This is a genomic window from Rhodoferax sp. LS1R11, from assembly GCF_056521395.1.
Map to the genome: position 1 here is coordinate 93254 of NZ_JBWMAW010000007.1, position 20262 is coordinate 113515.

The 20262-nt window shown below is 61.5% G+C and carries 21 protein-coding genes; 9 read left to right on the top strand and 12 right to left on the bottom strand.

The genetic code is table 11. The features are described 5' to 3' along the window. Window positions 1-247: 247 nt before the first annotated feature. Window positions 248-715, top strand: coding sequence for a CreA family protein (locus AC097N_RS10545; protein ID WP_479580936.1), 468 nt, complete (start codon window positions 248-250; stop codon window positions 713-715). Between the two features lie 15 nt (window positions 716-730). Here the strand turns inward: AC097N_RS10545 and AC097N_RS10550 are convergent, their stop codons facing one another. Further along, window positions 731-1159, bottom strand: a complete 429-nt coding sequence (locus tag AC097N_RS10550; protein WP_479580938.1) for a CBS domain-containing protein — start codon at window positions 1157-1159, stop codon at window positions 731-733. Between the two features lie 186 nt (window positions 1160-1345). Between AC097N_RS10550 and AC097N_RS10555 the strand changes: the two genes are divergently transcribed. The 3 genes from AC097N_RS10555 to AC097N_RS10565 are packed head-to-tail and all read left to right on the top strand — an operon-like array spanning window position 1346 to window position 6227. Beyond that, window positions 1346-2932, top strand: coding sequence for a GGDEF domain-containing protein (locus tag AC097N_RS10555; RefSeq protein ID WP_479580940.1), 1587 nt, complete (start codon window positions 1346-1348; stop codon window positions 2930-2932). Window positions 2933-2948: 16 nt separating this feature from the next. Continuing rightward, window positions 2949-3527, top strand: coding sequence for an NnrU family protein (locus AC097N_RS10560; protein ID WP_479580943.1), 579 nt, complete (start codon window positions 2949-2951; stop codon window positions 3525-3527). 27 nt (window positions 3528-3554) lie between these two features. Further along, entirely contained in the window at window positions 3555-6227 is a 2673-nt protein-coding gene (locus AC097N_RS10565) for a bifunctional acetate--CoA ligase family protein/GNAT family N-acetyltransferase (RefSeq protein ID WP_479580945.1), read from the top strand. Here AC097N_RS10565 and AC097N_RS10570 read toward each other — a convergent pair. Next, complete coding sequence (locus AC097N_RS10570) at window positions 6220-6432, bottom strand: DUF2788 domain-containing protein (RefSeq protein WP_479580947.1); 213 nt, start codon at window positions 6430-6432, stop codon at window positions 6220-6222. The genes AC097N_RS10565 and AC097N_RS10570 overlap by 8 nt on opposite strands. Beyond that, window positions 6432-7289, bottom strand: coding sequence for a DUF2189 domain-containing protein (locus tag AC097N_RS10575; RefSeq protein ID WP_479580949.1), 858 nt, complete (start codon window positions 7287-7289; stop codon window positions 6432-6434). The genes AC097N_RS10570 and AC097N_RS10575 overlap by 1 nt, the downstream gene beginning before the upstream one ends. A 130-nt stretch (window positions 7290-7419) precedes the next feature. Here AC097N_RS10575 and AC097N_RS10580 point away from each other — a divergent pair, with 130 nt between their 5' ends. After that, entirely contained in the window at window positions 7420-7785 is a 366-nt protein-coding gene (locus tag AC097N_RS10580) for a glutaredoxin (protein ID WP_479580951.1), read from the top strand. 75 nt (window positions 7786-7860) lie between these two features. Here AC097N_RS10580 and AC097N_RS10585 read toward each other — a convergent pair whose 3' ends face one another. Beyond that, window positions 7861-8400 (bottom strand): Spy/CpxP family protein refolding chaperone, encoded by a 540-nt coding sequence (locus AC097N_RS10585; RefSeq protein ID WP_479580953.1) that lies wholly within the window; start codon window positions 8398-8400, stop codon window positions 7861-7863. A gap of 189 nt (window positions 8401-8589) precedes the next feature. On the opposite strand from AC097N_RS10585, the gene AC097N_RS10590 reads away from it, so the two are divergent. The 4 genes from AC097N_RS10590 to AC097N_RS10605 all read left to right on the top strand — a co-directional run bounded on the left by AC097N_RS10590 (window position 8590) and on the right by AC097N_RS10605 (window position 12191). Beyond that, window positions 8590-9486 (top strand): recombination-associated protein RdgC, encoded by an 897-nt coding sequence (locus tag AC097N_RS10590; RefSeq protein WP_479580955.1) that lies wholly within the window; start codon window positions 8590-8592, stop codon window positions 9484-9486. A gap of 110 nt (window positions 9487-9596) precedes the next feature. Next, window positions 9597-10217, top strand: coding sequence for a TetR/AcrR family transcriptional regulator (locus AC097N_RS10595; protein ID WP_479580957.1), 621 nt, complete (start codon window positions 9597-9599; stop codon window positions 10215-10217). A 96-nt stretch (window positions 10218-10313) separates the two neighbouring features. Continuing rightward, window positions 10314-11474, top strand: a complete 1161-nt coding sequence (locus AC097N_RS10600) for an iron-containing alcohol dehydrogenase (protein WP_479580959.1) — start codon at window positions 10314-10316, stop codon at window positions 11472-11474. Between the two features lie 36 nt (window positions 11475-11510). Further along, window positions 11511-12191 carry a type 1 glutamine amidotransferase domain-containing protein gene (locus AC097N_RS10605; RefSeq protein ID WP_479580961.1) on the top strand — a complete coding sequence of 227 codons (681 nt, stop codon included), beginning with the start codon at window positions 11511-11513 and terminating at the stop codon, window positions 12189-12191. A gap of 101 nt (window positions 12192-12292) precedes the next feature. Here the strand turns inward: AC097N_RS10605 and AC097N_RS10610 are convergent, their stop codons facing one another. From AC097N_RS10610 to AC097N_RS10645, 8 genes are all read right to left on the bottom strand, one after another. After that, window positions 12293-13108 (bottom strand): GntR family transcriptional regulator, encoded by an 816-nt coding sequence (locus AC097N_RS10610; protein ID WP_479580963.1) that lies wholly within the window; start codon window positions 13106-13108, stop codon window positions 12293-12295. Window positions 13109-13437: 329 nt separating this feature from the next. Continuing rightward, window positions 13438-14178, bottom strand: a complete 741-nt coding sequence (locus tag AC097N_RS10615) for an aspartate/glutamate racemase family protein (RefSeq protein WP_479580966.1) — start codon at window positions 14176-14178, stop codon at window positions 13438-13440. Window positions 14179-14185: 7 nt separating this feature from the next. After that, window positions 14186-14893 carry a GntR family transcriptional regulator gene (locus AC097N_RS10620; protein WP_479580968.1) on the bottom strand — a complete coding sequence of 236 codons (708 nt, stop codon included), beginning with the start codon at window positions 14891-14893 and terminating at the stop codon, window positions 14186-14188. Continuing rightward, window positions 14890-15777 carry an ABC transporter permease gene (locus AC097N_RS10625; RefSeq protein WP_479580972.1) on the bottom strand — a complete coding sequence of 296 codons (888 nt, stop codon included), beginning with the start codon at window positions 15775-15777 and terminating at the stop codon, window positions 14890-14892. The genes AC097N_RS10620 and AC097N_RS10625 overlap by 4 nt, the downstream gene beginning before the upstream one ends. Further along, entirely contained in the window at window positions 15778-16692 is a 915-nt protein-coding gene (locus AC097N_RS10630) for an ABC transporter permease (protein WP_479580974.1), read from the bottom strand. Window positions 16693-16721: 29 nt separating this feature from the next. After that, window positions 16722-18005 carry an ABC transporter substrate-binding protein gene (locus tag AC097N_RS10635; RefSeq protein WP_479580976.1) on the bottom strand — a complete coding sequence of 428 codons (1284 nt, stop codon included), beginning with the start codon at window positions 18003-18005 and terminating at the stop codon, window positions 16722-16724. A gap of 63 nt (window positions 18006-18068) precedes the next feature. Then, window positions 18069-19112, bottom strand: coding sequence for an ABC transporter ATP-binding protein (locus tag AC097N_RS10640; protein ID WP_479580979.1), 1044 nt, complete (start codon window positions 19110-19112; stop codon window positions 18069-18071). Window positions 19113-19259: 147 nt separating this feature from the next. After that, a complete protein-coding gene (locus AC097N_RS10645; RefSeq protein WP_479580981.1) occupies window positions 19260-20165 on the bottom strand; it encodes a LysR family transcriptional regulator in 906 nt (301 codons plus the stop codon). Between the last annotated feature and the right edge of the window lie 97 nt (window positions 20166-20262).

Consider the following 20262-nt stretch of genomic DNA (forward strand, 5'->3'; position numbering starts at 1 on the left):
CCGCTGGTAGAACAAGGCCGCTCAGATGAAGCGCATTGGCCTCGACCGCCGTCGGTCAGGCGTTCCCCCACGCGTTCGAGAGCTCACGACCCAGGTTTTTTCCGCTTTCTTTCAATGAGTTCAACAGGCTATTCCTTCCTCGAAAATAAGGGCCCACAAGACCATTCAAAAAGTCAGTTTCACGCTATGCCGTCGGGGAATCGATAACAATCCCCGCTTGAATCCTAAACAACCTGGACGTGTTTCGATGAAAAAAATTCTTGCCTGCCTTGCCCTGACCTCTGCCGCACTGGGCGCCATGGGTGAAACCATTGGTGACGTGAGCACCACCTTCAAGCTGCTGAGCCCCAATGACAAGATCGTGGTGGACGTGTTTGATGACCCCGCGGTTGACGGCGTGGCCTGCTACCTGTCGCATGCCAAAACGGGTGGGTACAAAGGCGCCCTCGGGCTGGCTGAAGATACGTCTGACGCGTCGGTGGCCTGCCGCCAGGTCGGACCCATCTCATTCAAGGGAAAGATTGATGCGCTGGACGAGGTGTTCAACTCCCGCTCCTCGTTCCTGTTCAAGCATGTTCGGGTCGTGCGCATGGTGGACCACAAGCGCAACACCCTGGTCTATCTGGTGTATTCCGACAAGCTGATTGATGGCAGTCCGAAAAACAGCGTCACGGCGGTGCCCGTGCCGGCAACGCAACCTATTCCGGTGAAGTAAAGGCCCCGAACCGCGCTAGCTGCTGATGTAACTTGTCAGCTGCGAGATCGTTTGCTCATGGTCCGCAATGATGTCGTCCATGATGTCGCGGATCGAAATCATGCCCAGCACCTGGGTGCCGTCCATCACGGGCAGATGGCGGATTTTTTTCTGGCTCATCAAGGTCATGCAGGCACGCGTACCGGTCTTGGGGGTCACGGTGATCACATCACGGGTCATGATCTCGGCCACGGTGGTTTCCCGGGAGTTCTTGCCTTGCAAGGCGACCTTGCGGGTGTAATCCCGCTCGGACACCACGCCGGCCAGCCTGCCCTGGTCCATCACGAGCATGGCCCCCACGCCATAGTCGGCCAGCAGGCGCAAGGCTTCAAACACCGTGACGCTTGGGCTGACCTCGTACAAGGTTGAACTACGGTTTTTCAGTAATTCCTGAACAGGTTTCATCGGGGCTCCCAATCATTGATGGACACGGATGACTCAGTGTAAACAAACTGTGCTGCAATGCAACAGAATCCGCGCTGGGCTGGGCGGATCAGGGCCGCAGTGCGCGCTCCCCTTAAATTTGGATGAAAATGGGCTACAGCCCCCGTTCCACGTGCGTAAGCAGCTACTAAATATATAGCAACAACCATGACCGACAAAAAGCCTTTTGAAATCGCACGCGAAACGCTCAAGCTGCTGACGGCGCGCAAACTGGCGCCCACCCCGGCCAATTACCAGTCCCTCTACAGTGAGGTGGCAGGCGTCCCCACCGAGCCCCCTTTTCCCGTGGACCGCCTGCGGGAGATTGCCCTGGCTCTGCCGACCAAAACGCCGGGGCAGCAAAAACAACGGGGCTTGCTCGACTCCGCCATCGGCAAGCTGAACTGGGACGGGGTCAAGAGTGCGCTGATGGCCTATGGCGGCTTCAGCCCCCCCGCCATTGAGCCAGCCCCCGGCATCCTCGCCGCTACGGCGCCGCCAGCGGTCACCGCAGCCGCCGTGTCGGTGGCTTCCCCTGCAGTGCCCGCGATGAGTGCGCCGGCCCTGACGGCTGACTTTCTGGAACAGATTGCACGACTGATCGAGTATTCATTGCCCGCGCTGGGCAATGACGACGAGCGCTTTTCGGAGCAAACCCAAACCTTGCTCAAAGCGATGCGTCAACCCGGCGCCGATGTGGTCGCGGTCAAGCAGATGCTGGGCAACTTTGGCCACCGCCTGTCGTTCGCCGCCGAAGACCAGGCCGAGATCAAGAACACCCTGCTCAAACTGCTGCACCTGATCATTGAAAACATTGGCGAACTCAGCATGGAGGACAGCTGGCTGCGAGGCCAGATCGATGCGCTGATGATCGCCTCCACGCCACCGCTCACCCTGCGCCGACTGGATGATGTGGAACACCGCCTGAAAGACCTCATCTTCAAACAGACCGAGGCCAAGGACCAGGCACTGGCGGCCCATGAAGACATGCGCCAGATGCTGGCCACCTTTATCAACCGTCTGTCACAGATGACCGAGTCCACCAGCGCCTACCACGGCCAGATGGAAGAGAATGCGCGCCTGATCGAGCAGGCAAAAACCATCACTGAAATTGCGCCACTGTTGAAAGATGTGGTGGGCGCCACGCGCACCATGGCGCACGACAGCCTGTCGGCACGCGACGAACTGCGCGGCATGCGTGAAAAAGCGCAGGCCACCGAAGTCGAGCTGGTCAAGCTGCACCAGGAACTGGACCGGGTGAGCGCCCTGGCCCGCCATGACCCCCTGACCGGCGCCCTGAATCGCAAGGGTCTGGAAGAATCTCTTGACCGTGAGGTGTCCAACTTCCGGCGCAAGGAAACACCTTTGTGCATGGCCATGCTGGACATTGACAATTTCAAGAACATCAACGACCGGCTGGGGCACGCCACCGGCGATGAGGCGCTGACGCATCTGGCTACCGTGGCGCGAGAAGTCATGCGTCCGCAGGACACGCTCTCGCGCTACGGCGGTGAGGAATTTGTCATTCTGTTGCCGGACACCCCCCTGGACCGGGGCATCGAAGCCATGACCCGTTTGCAACGCGAACTCACCAAACGTTTCTTTTTGACAGGGACGGAAAAGCTGTTGATCACCTTCAGCGCCGGTGTCGCGCAACTGGCCCCAAATGAAACGGGCCATGACGCCATCCGGCGCGCCGACCAGGCCATGTACCTGGCCAAACGGGCTGGTAAAAACCGCGTGCTGGGCACTTGATTTCACGAAGGCCTCTATGACATATCTGATTTTGGGTTTGCTGATTTTTCTAGGCGTGCACTCGGTGCGCATCGTGGCCGAAGACTGGCGAACCCGGACCCGCCATCGCATCGGTGCCCAGCCCTGGAAAGGGCTTTTCTCGGTTGCGTCATTGCTGGGCTTTGGCTTGATCGTCTACGGGTTTGGGCTGGCACGACAACAGCCGGTACAACTGTGGAGCCCACCCGTGGGCATGCGTCATCTGGCGTCCTTGCTGACTCTGGTTTCTTTTGTGTTGCTGGCGGCCGCCTATATCCCGGGCAACCGCATCAAGGCGCGTATTCACCACCCCATGGTGCTGGCCGTCAAAGTCTGGGCCCTGGCGCATCTGGTGGCCAACGGCAACGTCGCGCACGTGGTGCTGTTTGGCTCGTTCCTGGTGTGGTCCATTCTGGACTTCAGCGCGGCGCGACGGCGCGACCGCCTGGCCGGCACGCGTTATGCCGCAGGCAACGTGGGCGCCACGGTCATCACCGTCGCCGTCGGTGCCATCGCCTGGGGAGTCTTTGCGCTGTGGCTGCACGGCCTGCTGATCGGCGTGAAGCCGATGGGCTAACCACAAAAACAGGAGCGGGATTCCACCATGAGCATTCGCAACCTCGATTCTCTGTTCGACCCCGCCTCCATCGCAGTCTTTGGCGCCTCGTTGCGTCCAGGCAGCGTGGGCGCCACGGTGTGGCACAACCTCAGTGCGGGCAACTTCAAAGGCCAGCTGTTCGCCATCAACCCGCGTCACCGCGATCTGGCAGGCTACTCGGTGTTTGCCACGGCCTCCGATTTACCGACGGCGCCAGCGCTGGCGGTGATCTGCACGCCACCGGCCACCGTACCGGGTTTGATCAAGGAGCTGGCCCGCCTTGGTACGCGCGCGGCCGTGGTGCTGACCGCGGGCATGACCGCCGCGCAAAAGCAGGCCATGCTGGACGCCGCGCGGCCGCACCTGCTGCGGATCCTGGGACCCAACTGCATTGGCCTGTTGTCCCCGCACCAGGGCTTGAATGCCAGTTTTTCCCACATTGATGCCCAGCCGGGCGAACTGGCCTTTGTGTCACAGTCCGGCGCCCTGGTGACAGCCATGCTGGACTGGGCGCAGGGCCGGGGCATCGGGTTTTCACACTTTGTTTCGCTGGGTGAACACACCGACGTGGACTTTGGCGACATGCTGGACTACCTGGCCAGCGACCCCAAAACGCGGGCGATTTTGCTGTACGCCGAATCCATCGAATCGCCGCGCAAGTTCATGTCGGCTGCTCGGGCCGCGGCGCGCAACAAACCGGTGATTGTGGTCAAGGCCGGGCGCTCGCCCCAGGGCCAGCTGGCCGCGGCGTCGCACACCGGCGCCCTGGCGGGCTCGGACATGGTGTTTGACGCGGCCATCAACCGCGCTGGCATGCTGCGCGTCAATACATTGCAAGAGCTGTTCCTCGCGGCTGAAACCCTGTCGCGCTTTCGCACCAATGCCAGTGACACCCTCACGGTCCTCACCAATGGCGGCGGGGCCGGTGTCATGGCAGCAGACGCAGCGGCTTTTGCCAGGGTCAAGCTGTCGGTGATGAGCGAGGCAACACGCCACCAGCTCGATGCCGTGCTACCCGCCAACTGGTCCCGCAGCAACCCGGTGGACATCATTGGCGACGCGCCGGTAGCCCGCTACGAGCAGGCCCTGAAAGTGCTCAACGACGCCCCTGAGACCGGGGCCGTGCTCTTCATCCACGCGCCCACCGCCATCGTGCCCAGCGCCGACATTGCCTGCGCCCTGGTGCCACTGGCACAGCACCGCCCGGGGGAAGCCCCGCGCCTGATGAGCTGCTGGCTGGGCGACCAGGCCGTGGCCCAGGCACGCCAAGTATTTCAGGACGCCGGCATTGCCAACTTCGACACGCCGGAGCAGGCGGTGCGGGCGTTTTCCATGCTGGTCAACTACCGGCGCAACCAGACCGAGCTGACCGAGGCCCCACCGGCCACGGTACCGGGCCTGCGCCCGAATGTGGCAGCCATCCGCGCGGTGGTGCAAGCGGCCCTGGCCAGCGGTCGGGAGATGCTGACCGAACCCGAAGCCAAGGCCGTGCTCGAGGCCTGCCACATTCCGGTCGTGCCCACCCAGCGCGTGGGGGCGTCGCCAGAGGAGGCCGCCCGGGCGGCGTCAGGCATGGGTTTTCCGGTGGTGCTGAAAATTCTGTCTGACGATATCTCCCACAAGTCGGACGTGGGCGGCGTTGCCCTCAACCTGCAGGACGCGCATGAAGTTCGCGTGGCAGCACAAACCATGCTGGACCGCGTGCAACGGCAGCTGCCGCAAGCGCGCATCCAGGGCTTCACGGTGCAGGCCATGGTGCGCCGCGCGCATGCGCAGGAGCTGATTGTGGGCAGCACGATTGACAGCGTTTTTGGCCCCGTCATTCTGTTTGGCCAAGGCGGCACGGCCGTGGAGGTGATGGCGGACCGGGCCGTGGCTTTACCCCCGCTGAACGGGCAACTGGCCAGGGCGCTGGTCTCGCGCACCCGCGTGTCACGCTTGCTGGCTGGCTGGCGGGACACCCCCGCAGTGGATGAAGCCGCGCTGCATGGCGTGTTGGTGGCGGTGTCGCAATTGCTGGCGGAAGTGCCCGAGATTGCCGAGCTGGACATCAACCCGCTCATCGTCAATTTTGAAGGCGCCATGGCACTGGATGCGCGCATCCGCCTGAGCGCCAAAGCCCCGGCGGGTGAGGGACACTTTGCCATCCGGCCCTATCCGGCCGCGCTGGAGGAAACCGTGCAGTGGATGGGGCATGATTTGATGTTGCGGCCCATCCGCCCGGAGGATGAAGCGCTGCACATGGCGTTTTTGCAGACCCTGGACCCGCAAGACATCCGCATGCGGGTCTTCTACAGCAAGCGCACCATGGAGCGCAGCGAACTGGCGCGCCTGGTGCAGATCGACTACGCCCGTGAGATGGCTTTCATCGCCCTGACCACCGGGCCTGACGGCCTGCCCCAAACCCTGGGCGTGGTGCGCGCCATGACGGACCCGGACAACATCGAGGCCGAGTTCGGGGTGATCGTGCGCTCAGAACTCAAAGGCAGTGGTTTGGGTCTGCTGCTGATGCAAAAAATCATCGCCTACCTGCGCACGCAAGGCACGCAGCGCTTGGTAGCCACCGTGCTGGATTCCAACCAGCGGATGCTCAAGCTGGCCCGTGACCTGGGTTTTGTAGAGGATGTGTCGAAAAGAAACGGCGACGAAATAAAAGGGATTTACCTGCCGCTCACTTGATACCCATCGTCCACTGGATCAGGTACTTGGCCACAAAGCCGATCATGCCGAAACCCAGACCCAGAAAGATGATGAAGGTGCCAAACTTGCCAGCCTTCGACTCCCACGCCAGTTGTCCGATGATGAACAGCATGTAGAGCATGAATGCGCCCACCCCAAAGGTAAGCCCGAAAGTGGCAATCTGTGACTCGTCGTAGCCGAACATCAGCGCGACTCCTTTTTCTGTACATCCCGCTCAGGCAGGTTCGAGACATCCACCAGATCGCGGTAGGCATGCCAGCTGGCATGGCCCAGCATCGGAATGACAGCAATCAGCCCCAGCAGGGCCGAACCCAAACCCAGCAAGGTAAAGCCCAGGATGATCGCGGCCCAGAAAGCCATCGGCAAGGGATTGCTCAACACCACCCGCCAGCTGGTCAGCACCGCCTGCAGCAAAGTCACCCGCCGGTCCAGCAACAAGGGCATGGCCACGACAGTAGACGCAAAAATAGGCGCCGCCAGCACGCCCCCCATGGCCAGCCAGAGTTCAAACAGGAATCCATTTTTAGCCAGCATCACATGCTGGACAAACTCCAGCGGCGTGTTGATCGGCACCGGCGCAAACAGGGTGATGAGGGCCGCCGAGGTCAGCACCCAACCGGTGGCGGCCAGCGCCAGCAAGGCGCCGAACTGCACCAGGCACCAGTAGTCATTGCCAAATTTATTGAAGTGGCTGTTCTGCCAGTTCAGCCAGGTTCTGGTCACCACACGGACATGGGGTTTTTCACCGCGCTCGAGGGCCCGGCTCAAGGCATACAGGCTGGTCGCCAGCACAGGCGCCACCACCAGAAAGCCCGACAACGCCCCCGCCAGCAACCAGAAGCGGTCATGCGCCACCAGGAGGATGCCCGCCCCCACCAGGGCCAACGCCAGGCCATGGGCAAAACTGAGCCAGCCGCATTTGGCCATGTCGCGCCACGCCCAGACCAGCCAGTGCAAAGGCCGGGTTAACGTGACGGTTCGCACAGCAGGAATGGCTGGGCCAAGGGGCTTGGCAGTAACTTTGAGCAGTGGTGTGGGCATAGGAATTCGCAGTTTAGGCTCCGGCACCCCAGAATGACTTGATGTAGGTCAAGCCATGACAAGGCGCCCATGGCGGTGGCAAGGGCAGTGCGCCGCATAATGCGGACACCATCAACCCCAGGATATTGCCATGCCCCGCCCCCTACTTGACGAGTCACACATTCATCCCGCCATCCGGGAAAAAGTGGCAACGCATGAACAATCGATCATGCGCGAAGTTCAGGCCGCTGTCGCGCAGCATGCCGTGGTGGTGGTCGGCATGGGCTTCAACCCCTACCCCAAGAAGGCCCGCAAGGCGCTGGACGCCGCCGGTGTGGCCTATGAATACCTGGAATACGGCAACTATTTCAACAACTGGCGCCAGCGCAATGCACTCAAGCTGTGGACCGGGTGGCCCACGTTCCCCATGGTGTTTGTCAAAGGGGTTTTGGTCGGTGGCGCCAACGACCTGGCCAAGCTGATTGCCAGCGGCGAACTCAAAAAAATGTTGGCCTGACAAACAACAACGGTCCTGCCGAAACCAGTTCGACAGGACCGCCGATGAGCCTGATCGCCCACCTTGTTTGCCGGCTTATTTCTTGGGCTGGGCTGGCATGTTGCCGTCATGACGACCGCCATGGCGACCTTCAGCGCCATGGTGGCGCATGGCGCGGTCATCAAACGTTTTCTTCTGCTCCGGCGTCAGCGTGACGTAGAAGGCTTTGGTCGCCTCGCCGCGCTTGTCCATCGCCGTCATCATGTCGTTCATGTGCTGGGCACGCAGCGTCTTCATCTTGTCGATGCGCTCGGGCGTGGTGAGCTTGTCCATCTCGGCGCGGTCAGGGCGTTTGCCCATCATGTCGGCCGGTGGTTTCATGGCGGCGGTGTAGGTGGTCCAGGCACTTTCCTGGGCCGGGGTGATCTTGAGCGCGGCCTTGAGGTCGGCGTTGCGTTTGTCCGTCCGTGCCTGCATCTTGGCGGGGTCCATTTTGCCCATGCGCTCATGGCCACGGCCCTCGTGCATGCCTCCTGTGCCCCTCATCATGTCGCCTGCGGGCGCTTGTGAAAATGCGGCAAACCCGGCAGTGGCCAAGGCAACCGCAAGCAAAACGGGTTTAAAAACTGATTTCATGTGAACATCCTTTTGGAGTGAGTCTGATACACAGAACTTGGTATCAGGTTGGATGCAAGTCTGTGCGCCGTGTGTATCTGCCGCATGGCGCGTGATGAAAGGTTTGTAAAGTTGCGTTAAATATTGAAGCAGGCGGTTTGACGGAATCATCGATACTTATCGGGTTAAACCAATCGTAAAAGGGTGCAAGTGTTCAAGAACGTCATCGTGTATCGAATCGGGGCCGGATGGTCCGCGTCATTGGCGCAAATGGAAGAGAGCCTGGATGGGGCGCGTTTTGTGGAATGTGGTGCCAGCCAGGAAAAGTCCATCGGCTGGACAGAACCGCGCGGTGAGGCCCACGGCCCGCTGGTGGAGTCGGTCAGCGGACAGCTGATTTTCAAGCTGAAAATTGAAACCAAGGCGGTACCCGGCTCGGTGTTGACCCGCAAGGCCAAGGAGCGCACCGCCCAGATTGAGGCCACCACGGGCCGCAAGCCCGGCAAAAAGGAAATCAAGGAGATCAAGGAAGACATCAAGCTGCAGTTGATGCCGATGGCTTTCATCAAGGAGTCGACTGTTTTCGTCTGGATTGATCCGGAGGCCAGCCTGCTGGTGATTGACGCCGGCAGCCAGGGCCGCGCCGATGAAGTGGTGACCATGCTGGTGAAATGCCTGCCCGGTTTTGCAGTCGCCTTGGTGGACACCAAAATTTCGCCCACGGCCGCCATGTCGGAGTGGCTGATTACCCAGGAAGCACCTCAAGGCTTCACGGTAGACCGTGATTGCGAACTCAAGGCCGCCGACGAGTCCAAGGCCGTGGTGCGCTATGCCCGCCACCCGCTGGACACTGAAGAGGTCAAGCAGTACGTGGAAAGCGGCAAGCTGCCGACCCGCCTGGCCCTGACCTGGGACAGCCGCGTGTCCTTCATGCTGACCGAAGGCATGCAAATCAAGAAGCTGACGTTTCTGGATGTGGTGTTTGAAGGCAGCTCGGCCGGCAAGGACGACGGCTTTGACGCCGATGCCGCCATTGCCACCGGCGAACTGCGCAAATTGCTGCCTGATTTGCTGGAAGCGCTGGGTGGCGAGGCCATCGCCCCCTGACGCGGCGGATCTGGCCAGTGGGTCAGACCTCCTCCCCCAAAACCCGGCACGTCAAGGGGTTTGAGTTATCCCGTTACTAGACGACTGGTCTACTTTGGCATAATCACCCCATGGCGACCGACCCACTGACTGCAAAACATCACCTCCTCGACTGCGGGGAGCGCCTGATTGCGCGCAAAGGTTTTGTCGGCGTTGGGCTGGCCGAAATATTGACGGCGGCAGGCGTGCCCAAAGGGTCTTTTTACCATTACTTCAGCTCCAAAGAGCGCTTTGGTGAGGCACTGCTCACCCGCTACATTGACGGCTACCTGGTTCGCCTGGACGGACTTCTCAAATCGGGTTCAGGCAGCGCCCGCGAGCGCTTGATGCGGTACTGGTCGCACTGGAACGTGAGCCAGTGCGGCATGGGTGCTGACGGATGCGAGGCCGTGGAGGCCGGATCCAAATGCCTGATCGTCAAACTCAGCGCGGAGGTGGCGGATATTTCAGAAACCATGCGCCTGACCTTGCGGGACGGCACGGACCGGGTGGTGCAACGCCTTGCCCAGTGCCTGGAAGAGGCGCGCACGGACGGCTCCGTCTCGGCGGCGTTGTCGGCACCATCAACCGCCCTGACCCTGTATGAACTTTGGCTGGGTGCCAGCCTGCTGGCGAAATTGCGCCGCGACGGCTCCCCGTTTGACCACGCCATGACCAGCACCGAAAAGTTGCTCGGTCCGGGCACGCACTGACCAGCACCCTATCACCCGCCTCAATTTGCAGCATTTAACTAGTTGACCGGTCTACTTTTATACCTTTCACCCTCCATCACCCACCTCAGGACACCCATGAAGAACTTCGATTTCCACAACCCCACCCACATTGTTTTCGGTCAGGGCCGACTTACCGACCTGTCCACCCTGGTCCCGACCACGGCCAAAGTGTTGATCTTGGTCGGCGGCGCCAGTGCTGAAAAAACAGGCACGCTAGCCGAGGTGCGCCAAGCGCTGGGGGCACGCGCGCACAGTACCTTCAGCGGCATTGAGCCCAACCCGAGTTTCGAAACGGTTATGAAGGCCGTCCAATTGGTGCGCGAACAGAGCTTTGACTTCCTGCTGGCCGTCGGTGGCGGTTCGGTCATCGACGCCGCCAAGTTCATTGCCGCGGCCGTTCCCTTTGAAGGGGACCCCTGGGACATTCTGCTCAAACGCGGTGGCAACATCACCCGTGCACTCCCGTTTGGCACGGTACTGACGCTGCCGGCTACGGGTTCGGAAATGAACAACGGATCAGTCATCACCCGCCGCGACATCGGGGCCAAGTTGCCATTTCGCAGCCGCCATGTGTTTCCCCTGTTCTCCGTGCTGGACCCGACCAAGACCTACACCCTGCCTCTGCCGCAAATCGCCAACGGTGTGGTCGATGCTTTCGTCCACACCGTGGAGCAGTACCTGACCTACCCGGTGAATGCGCCGGTGCAAGACCGTTTTGCCGAAAGCCTGCTGCAAACTCTGGTGGAAATCGGTCCACGGCTGCTGGCAGCACCCGCGCCGGACTACGATGACCGCGCCAGCCTGATGTGGGCCGCCACCCTCGCGCTGAATGGCCTGATTGGCTCCGGCGTGCCACAAGACTGGGCCACCCACATGATCGGCCATGAGCTGACGGCCCAGCACAACATCGACCACGCTCGCACGTTGGCCATCGTGCTGCCCGCGATGTTGAACGAACGCAGCACACAGAAACACACCAAACTGCTGCAATACGGCGAACGGGTGTGGGGCATCCGCACCGGCAGCGAGGCCGAGCGCATCACCGCGGCCATCGACCAGACCCGTGATTTCTTTGAGCGCATGGGCATCCCCACGCGCCTGAGCGCTTACGGACTCGGCCACGACGCCATTGATGTGGTGATTCACCAGCTGGAAGAACACGGCATGACCCAACTCAGCGAGCACGGCGACGTGACGCCAGCGGTCAGCCGCCGCGTGCTCGAAGCCGCGCTGTAAACCCCCTCACCGACTCACTCATTGACTGGACACCCCATGAAAAAAATCCTGATGGTTTTAACCTCACACGACCAACTCGGCACCACCGGCGCCAAAACCGGATTCTGGCTGGAAGAGTTCGCCGCCCCCTATTACGTCTTCAAAGACGCGGGCGCAGCCGTCACGCTCGCGTCACCCCTGGGTGGCCAGCCGCCGCTGGACCCCAAGAGCGATGATCCCTCGTCCCAAACCGAGTCAACCCATCGCTTCAAGGCTGACCCGGCCACGCAGGGCCTCCTGGCCAACACCTACAAGCTGGCCGATATGGCGGCACAAGACTTCGACGCCGTGTTCTACCCCGGTGGTCACGGTCCACTGTGGGATTTGGCCGAAGATGCCACGTCCATCGCGCTGATTGAGACCATGCTGGCAGCTGGAAAACCCGTCGCCGCGGTTTGCCATGCGCCAGGCGTGCTGCGTCATCCCAAGTCGGCCAATGGCCAGTCGGTGGTGCACGGCAAGTCTGTGACCGGGTTCACCAACACCGAAGAAGAGGCCGTGGGCTTGACGAACGTGGTGCCGTTTCTTGTGGAGGACATGCTCACGCAAAACGGCGGCACCTATTCCAAAGTTGCAGACTGGCAACCGTATGTCGTGACCGACGGACTGCTGATCACCGGTCAGAACCCGGCTTCTTCAGAACCGGCGGCGCAGGCTTTGTTGCTGAAGCTGGCTTAAACGGCATAGCGGCTTGCATACCCCGCCAATTACGGATTATTTATCAGGACATTTATTTCCATAAGGATTTAATTGTCCGGCTTTTATGCGACTCCGGCTGATCAGGTTCTCATTTCCATGCGGTAGCTGAAACTGTCGCTGGCATGGACGTTGTCAGTCACCTCCAGCAGCTCGTTTTTATCGCTGTAGTAGCGGCGAATAATGCGCAGCCCGGCGGCGCCGGGCAGGGCATTCAGGTTGGCAGCGTCGTCCGCGTCCAGCAACACACCCCGTATTTCCTGCTCCACCCGAACAACAGCCCTACCGAACTCTTGCTCAATCATCGTGTGCACGGCGCCACGGCGTCCGCGCAGCTTGGACTCAATGCCGGTGAGCATCGGGTTCAGGTACAGCCGGGTCACGCTGATGGGACGGGTCGAACCCGCCGCCTGCTCGGCCACCGTGCCAGCCATTCGCAAGCCCATGCCGTAGATCCATTCCTGCCGCGCCTCCTCAATGCCAAACTCCAGTGTCTGCGCCTTGCTCAGGGCGATCTTGCCGATATAGACCAGGCGCAACTCTGTGCCCTGCGGGTACTGCCACAAGTCTTGCACTGAGGTGGTGGGCGGAGCGTAGTGGGCCGCCTCATGACTGGCCGTCACTATGGTCCCCACACGCTGGCGCCGAGTGACCATGCCGCTGGCCGACAGCATGCGCACCGCCTCGCGCGCTGTGAAGCGGCTGATCTTGAACTGCTCACATAGCTGTAGTTCTGTCGGCAAATGCGCACCTACCGGATAGATACCAGTCGCAATAGCGTTTTTAAGTTCGCGGGCTACCTGCAGGTAGCGCGGTTGAGTCTCGTCAGATGGTCCGGCAGGGGAGACAGGCGTGCCTTCATTCGGATCAGAAACCATGGGGGCGGAGATTAAGGTCATAAGCCCTATTTCATCATATGTCCGGTCTAAATTTTCTACTAGTGCGCCAAATTAGTTTTCAAATCTATTATTGACGAATAAATATAAATTCAAATTTTATAAGTTGACAATTTATTTCATTTCGTCCGCATAAATAGGCCGCACACCATCTCCAAATCATAGTTTTTTCACGCCGGCAGGGTTCAGTTGCGTCTTGGAAAGTAGCTGACGGTCAGATTCGCCTCTAAAAACCATGGCGAGGAAGTCTCAGTCCATACAAATCGCTTGTCACCCGCCAAGCGAGGCAAAGTGGGGGCTGGAAACCGGAAAGGCCGCGAACCGTCAACGAATCAAGCGGGCTGGCGGCCCCGCGCTGTCAATTCTGCGGAAAGATGCTGCCAATCCACGTCAAAACGGTCTGCCGCGCCATGCGTTGTGGTTTGGGTCCGCAACGCGTGACGCGTGCCCGCCAGCACACTGTCGATGACCGGCACGTTGACCAGCGGCTGCATCAAGGCGGCCAGGCCCGCCAGACCCGCGCCACCCAGAATGACAGATTGCGCGCCATAGTCCTGCGAGGCACGCCAGCAAGCCTGAGCCAGCAGCGCTTGCGCGGCCACAGGATCAGCCGCCAGCTGTGCGCCGGTGGGCGCCACGGTGTGGATGCCGGCCAGCAGGCTGCCGTAACCGAGCGACTGAGCCAGCCGCTCCAGCATGGGTTTCCAGCGCACGCCCCCCGTGACAATGGCAAACCGGCCACTCGCCGCGGCCTCTGCAAAAGCGGCCTCTGCCAGGCCGGTGACCGGAGCGGCGCTGGTCTCGCGCAAGGCCAGCAGCCCCGGGTCGCCAAAACAGCCAATCAGCACGGCGTCCGGTGTAGGCTCCGTACCCGCCAGTGCGGCAGCCCAGGCATCCAGCACCGCATGTCCGGCGATCAGGTAGCTGGCCTCACACGCAATGTAAGGCGCGCCAAAACGTGCCGTGACAGTGCGCACCTGGACGTCAGGCCCGGCTGCTTGCTGCGCATGCGCTTGCAGCAAGTGGCTGACACTGGCGGAGGTGTTGGGGTTGATGATCAGCAGCTGGCGCATCAGGGGGTCAGTGGTCTGCCAGGCCGAACAGGGAAATCAGATCCGGTGCGTCCGCCGCGTCGGTGGTGAACTGCAGTTGCGACTCCAGTTGCGCCAGATGCTCGCGCATCAGGCGGGCGGCCTCGCGCGGGTCCCGCAGGCGGATCGCGTCCAGCAAGGCGCGGTGCTCCCGGCAGCCACAGGCGGTGGCCTCGGCGCGCACCTGCTGGTGGCTATTGCTGTAAGTCATGAGAATGAGCGAGGTGCGCGACACCAGCTCGCGCAAGATGCGTCCCAGCGTCTGGTGATCCGACGCATTGGCAATGTGCAGATGAAAATCGCCCGAGAGCCGGATGGCGCGGCGCATGTCGCCGTTGGCGCGGGCCGCCTCCTCGTCAGCAATGCAGCGGGTGAGGGTGGCGATGTCGTCCTCCCCGGCGCTGGCAATGAAGCATTCGATCAGTGTGGGCTCGATCATGCGGCGCACCTCAAACACCTCCCGGGCCTCTTTCTCGGTGGGCTCGGCCACCACGGCGCCGCGGTTGGGGGTGAGGGTCACGATCTGCTCGTTGGCCAGGCGCACCAGCACCGGGCGAATGCGGGTGCGGGACACGCCAAAGGCCGTGGCCAGCTTTTCTTCAATCAGCTTGGTGCCGGGCGGCAGCCGGTGGTCCAGGATGGTGGCCACCATGCGCTCGTAAATTTCGTTTTCTGTCAGTGCGACAAATTCAGTCATGTTTCTCGCCTGTTACGCGGCTTTCTGGCCAGCAGTTTGGACAGGCCTACGGCCAGTCCCATCACGAGAAACGATACCACCATGGTGACCGTGCCCAGGGCGTAGATGGACGGCGTGGTGACGGTGGTGGTGAGCCCCTGCAATTCGAGGGGCAGCGTGTTCACATCGCCAATCGCCTGCGAGGTGCGGGCGATCTCGTCCCAGCTCAGCGTGAAGCCGAACATGCCGATGCCCACCACGGACGGGGCAATCAGCGGCAGCACCACATGGCGAAAGCCCTGCCACGGGGTGGCGCCCAGATCACGGGCGGCCTCTTCATAGGCCGGGTTGAACCGGTTGAAGATGGCAAACATGATCAGCAGACCAAATGGCAGCGTCCACGTCAGGTGCGCACCCAGCGCCGAGGTGAACAGCCCCAGCGAGGTGCCATAACCCTCCAGCGTCGTTTGCAGGCCCAGCGATTCGAGCGCCGCCTTGATTCCGGTGTCCAGCAGCCGGAACTCCAGGCCAATGCCCAGCGACACAATGATGGACGGCATGATCAGGCTGGCCACCACCACAAAGAACAGGGCGTTGCCCCCAGCCAGCTTTTTGCGAAAGGCCAGGCCGGCCAGCACCGAGAACACCACGGTGAACACCATCACGGCCAGGCCCAGGCCCAGCGACCGTTTCAGGGCGGCACCAATGTCCACCACCCCCAGCCCCTCGGCCAGCTTGACAAACCAGTGCCAGGAGAGGCCGCGCAGGGGAAAAGTCAGACCGCCTTCCGGCCCCTGGAAACTGAGCACCACGATGACCAGCATCGGCCCGTACATGAACAGCACGAACAAGGCAAAGAAGGCGGCCAGCAACCAGAAACCGGCAGAGTTGTGAGCACGCTTCATTCAGAGCTCCTTGCGAATGTCCACCAGCCGGGTCAGCGCCCAGATGATCATCAGCACAATGGCCAGCAGGATGACCGCATTGGCAGCGGCCAGTGGAAATTGCAGGTACGAGGTTTGCACCTGGATGATCTTGCCGATCGACGCGATCTGCTGCCCGCCCATCACACCGATGGTCACAAAGTCGCCCATCACGATGGTGATGACGAAGATGGAGCCGATGATGATGCCGGTGCGGCTCAGGGGCACGATCACGTTCCACAGCGTTTGCCAGGCGGTGGCGCCGCTGTCGCTGGCGGCCTCCAGCAGGCTGCGGTCGATGCGCATCATGCTGTTGAAAATGGGCACGATCATGAACATGGTGTAGAGGTGCACAAAGGCCAACACCACCGAGAAATCCGAGAACAGCAGCCACTCAATCGGCGTGTCCACCAGGCCCAGACCGACCAGGCTCTGGTTCACCAGACCATTGCGCCCCAGCAGCGGCACCCACGAAATCATGCGGATCACATTCGAGGTCCAGAACGGAATGGTGCACAACACAAACAGCAGCGTCTGCACACCGCTGGAGCGCACATGAAAGGCCAGAAAGTAGGACACCGCAAAACCGACCAACAGCGTGATCAGCCAGACCAGAAAACTGAACTTGAAGGTGGACAGGTAGGTCTTGAAGGTGACGCACATCTCGTGCGTGTTGCCGCAACCTTCAAAGATGGACAGGTAATTCTTGAACGTGAAACCGGGCAGCAACTCGTACTCATTGAAATCCCAAAAGCTGACCATCAGCACCAGCGCCAGCGGGATCAAGAAGAACAACACAAACACCGAAGTCAATGGCAGGGCCTGCCACCCGGCCGCCAGGCTGCGGCCCGGGGCAGAACCTGCCACGGGAAGTGAGGGAGAGGGGGCTGCACTCATGGGGGACTCACTTCCTTATTTTTTACCGATCAGGCAGCGACAAACTCATTCCATTTCTGGACCATGTAGTTGTTCTCGTCCATCACCGCGTTCCAGCAGGCAATGCCGCCCATGCGCGCTTCGTAGCTGCCGCCGTCGCGGATCTGGCCGGCCTTGGCCAGCACATCGCCGGTGGGGCTCTTGATGTCCTGGCTGGCGGCTTTGCCTTCCATCCAGTAGGCCCACTCGTAGGCGTCCATCTTGGACTTGGCGGTGTCGAGCACGGCGCTGTAGTAGCCCTGACGGTTGAGGTAGGCACCGGCCCAGCCGTCGAGGAACCAGTTGATGAACTCGTAGGCCCCATCGAGCTTGCGACCGGACAGCGTGGCGGGCAAGCCAAAACCGGCCGCCCAGGCGCGGTAGCCTTCCTTCAGCGGCTGGAAGTTGCAGGCAATGCCCTTGGTGCGCACGGCCGTCACAGCAGGACTCCACATGGACTGGATCACCACTTCGCCCGAGGCCATCAGGTTGACGGACTCGTTGAAGTCTTTCCACAGGCTGCGGAACTGGCCGGCCTTCTTGGCTTCAATCAGGGTCTTGATGGTGAGGTCAATTTCCTTCTTGGTCATGTTGCCCTTGTCGGGGTATTTGTAGAGGCCCATGGCTTCCACCACCATGGCGGCGTCCATGATGCCGATGCTCGGGATGTTCAAGATCGCGGCCTTGCCCTTGAACTCGGGGTTGAGCAACTCGGCCCAGGAATTGATCGGGCGCTTGATCAGGTCGGGGCGGATGCCCAGCGTGTCGGCGTTGTACACGGTGGGGATGAGCGACATGAACTGCGTGGGCGTCTTGGAGAACACCTTGCTCTTTTCGCCCTCCAGGTAAATCACCTTCTTGGGCGCCGTGCCCTGGTCGCCCACGGCCTTGCCGGCCACCATGCCGGTGGTGAACAGCGGGGTGATCTTGTCGGCGTTTTTGATGCGCTTGACGTCAATGCCCTTGAGGTTGCCGGTGGGCACGATTTTCTTGAGCGAGAAGTACTCGGTGTCGATCAGATCAAAGCTGTTGGGCGCGGTGACGGCGCGCTTGGTCACGTCGTCGGTGGTGACGGCGACGTACTGGATCTTGATGCCGGTGTCTTTTTCGAACTTCTCGCCAATGGCCTTGTCCTGGTTCACCGCGGTGCCCAGGTAACGCAAGGTGATTTTTTCCTGGGCGTGGATCGCCGGGAACATGCCGGCGGCCAGAATGCCAGCCGTGCCCTTGAGCAAGCTGCGGCGCGGCAGGCTGCCCAGGTTGTCTTTAACGGGATCAATGAGCGAGTCAGACATGGTGAAAACTCCTTGGGGTTAAACGCTTCTTGCGAAGACAGGGATGAAAAACAGGGGTGGCATTCAGGCCTGCAGGCGGTGCGCCGCAGTCGGCGCCCAGGACAGTTGCACGCTCTCGCCCAGTGCGTAAGGACGCGCGACAAACGCGGCCTCGGACACCATCACGGACAGGTCAGCCGTGCTGTTGGCGCTGGGTGTGGCACCGGCGTTCTGCAGCCCCAGCAGCACGTAGGTGCCCTGGTATTCGACGTCGGTGATGACGGCACGTTGGTTGTGCAGGCCGTCAGGGGCGGCCTCGCTGGCGGGGGCCACCTGCATGTGGTCGGTGCGCACGCCGATCTTGCCGTCCGGCGTCTCCAGCACGTTGTGCCCGCCCATGAAGCGCGCAACAAATTCGCTGGCCGGGTGGTTGTAGATCTCATGCGGCGAGCCCACTTGCTCGATCAGCCCGTGGTTCATCACCACCATGGTGTCGGCCAGTGCCATCGCTTCTTCCTGCGAGTGGGTGACGTGGATGAAGGTCAGCCCCAGTTCTTTTTGCCAGCGCCGCAGTTCGGCCCGCATCTGGATGCGCAAAAACGGGTCCAGCGCGGACAGAGGCTCGTCCAGCAAGAGCACACGCGGCTGGGTGATCAGGGCCCGGGCCAGCGCGACCCGCTGCTGCTGACCGCCCGACAGCTCGGCAGGCAGGCGGTCGGCCAGGTGCCCCATGGCCACACGCTCCAGCAGCTCCTGCGCCCTGGCGTGGCGCTCCTGCTTGCCGATGTTCTTCATCTTCAGGCTGAAGGCCACGTTGTCCAGCGCACTGAGGTGCGGAAACAGCGCAAAGCTCTGGAACATCATGGCGGTGCCGCGCTCGGCGGCGGGCAGGTCGGTGATGTTGCGGTTTTCCAGCAGGATGTCGCCGCTGCTGACCGACTCGTGCCCCGCGATCATGCGCAGCGTGGTGCTTTTGCCGCAGCCTGACGGCCCCAGCAGACAGCAGTAACTGCCGCTGGCAATGCGCAGGTTGATGGTGTCCACCGCGGGCTTGCCCTGCGCGTAGCGTTTGGTCAAGGCCACCAGTTCGATGGCGGCAAGGCTGGCATGGGGGGTGGCGGCATTCATGCCCACCCTGCTTGCAAAAGCTGTGCCAGCTTTGTGTACGGTTTAATCAATGAATTGTGTACAAAATAGCACAGTCATGGTGCCAAATTGGGGTGACCCGCGAACAAGGCTGGTGCACAAACCCGGTTCAGGGCCTCTGCGCAGCACTCACCCGGTAGTGCGCGTCAACTGGTGCGCCGCCCGGTGCAGGTGGGCAATGAAGTGACGCACCACGGGCGACACCACCGAGTCGCTCCGCACCATGGCCCCCACAGCCAATGGCAAGCCTTCTTCCACCACCGGCACGATGGACAGAAATGGCGCGGCCATGGGGTGGCTGGCAATTTGTTTGGGCATCAGCCCCACGTAATCCCCGGTGGCCACCAAAGAGAGCAGCGCGAGGGTGGAATTGACCACGGCCCCCACCGGCGGCGGTGTCAGGCCATGGGCCTCAAACAGCAGCTTGGCGTAGCCCGAATCGGTGGAGGTGCCGGTGTAAACCCATTTGGCGGTGGACAACTGCTGCAAAGAGCGGGCAAGGGCTCGCGGGCTGCCTTTTTGCACCACCACCACCATGGAGGTGCTCATCAGCGGTTCAATCACGAACTCCCCGGACGACAGGCCAACCGGTATGCCGCCCACGGCAATATCCACCTCGCCCGAGCGCAGCCGTTGCAGCTGGGCGATATACAGCTCCTCGCTCACGCGCAGCCGAATGTCGGGGAACTCGCGCCCGAAGGTGCGCAGTGTCTCGGGAATCAGCAGCATCACCGCCAGCGGCACCGCGCCAATGTTCAGCTCGCCCCGCATAGCGCCGCCCAGCTGGCTGATTTCGTCCACCGCCGAACCCAACTCCCGGGCCACCTTGAGGGCGCGCTCGTACAACACCTTGCCTTGCGCCGTGGGCAGCACGCCACGGGACGTGCGCATCAGCAAGGGCGCAGCCAGCTCCACTTCCAGCTCGCGAATCATCTTGCTCAAGGCCGGCTGGGACACGGCCAGGCGTTTGCCGGCGCCCCGCAAGCTGCCCTCTTCAATGGCGGCGACCAGCGCTTTCAGGGTGGACAGTTTCATGGTGTGTGGTGCTGTGTGGACAGACGGAAATCTACACCATGACAGCCCGGTTTGATAACCCCCGGTTATCGCGACCACCATTTCAACCTCTACCCGG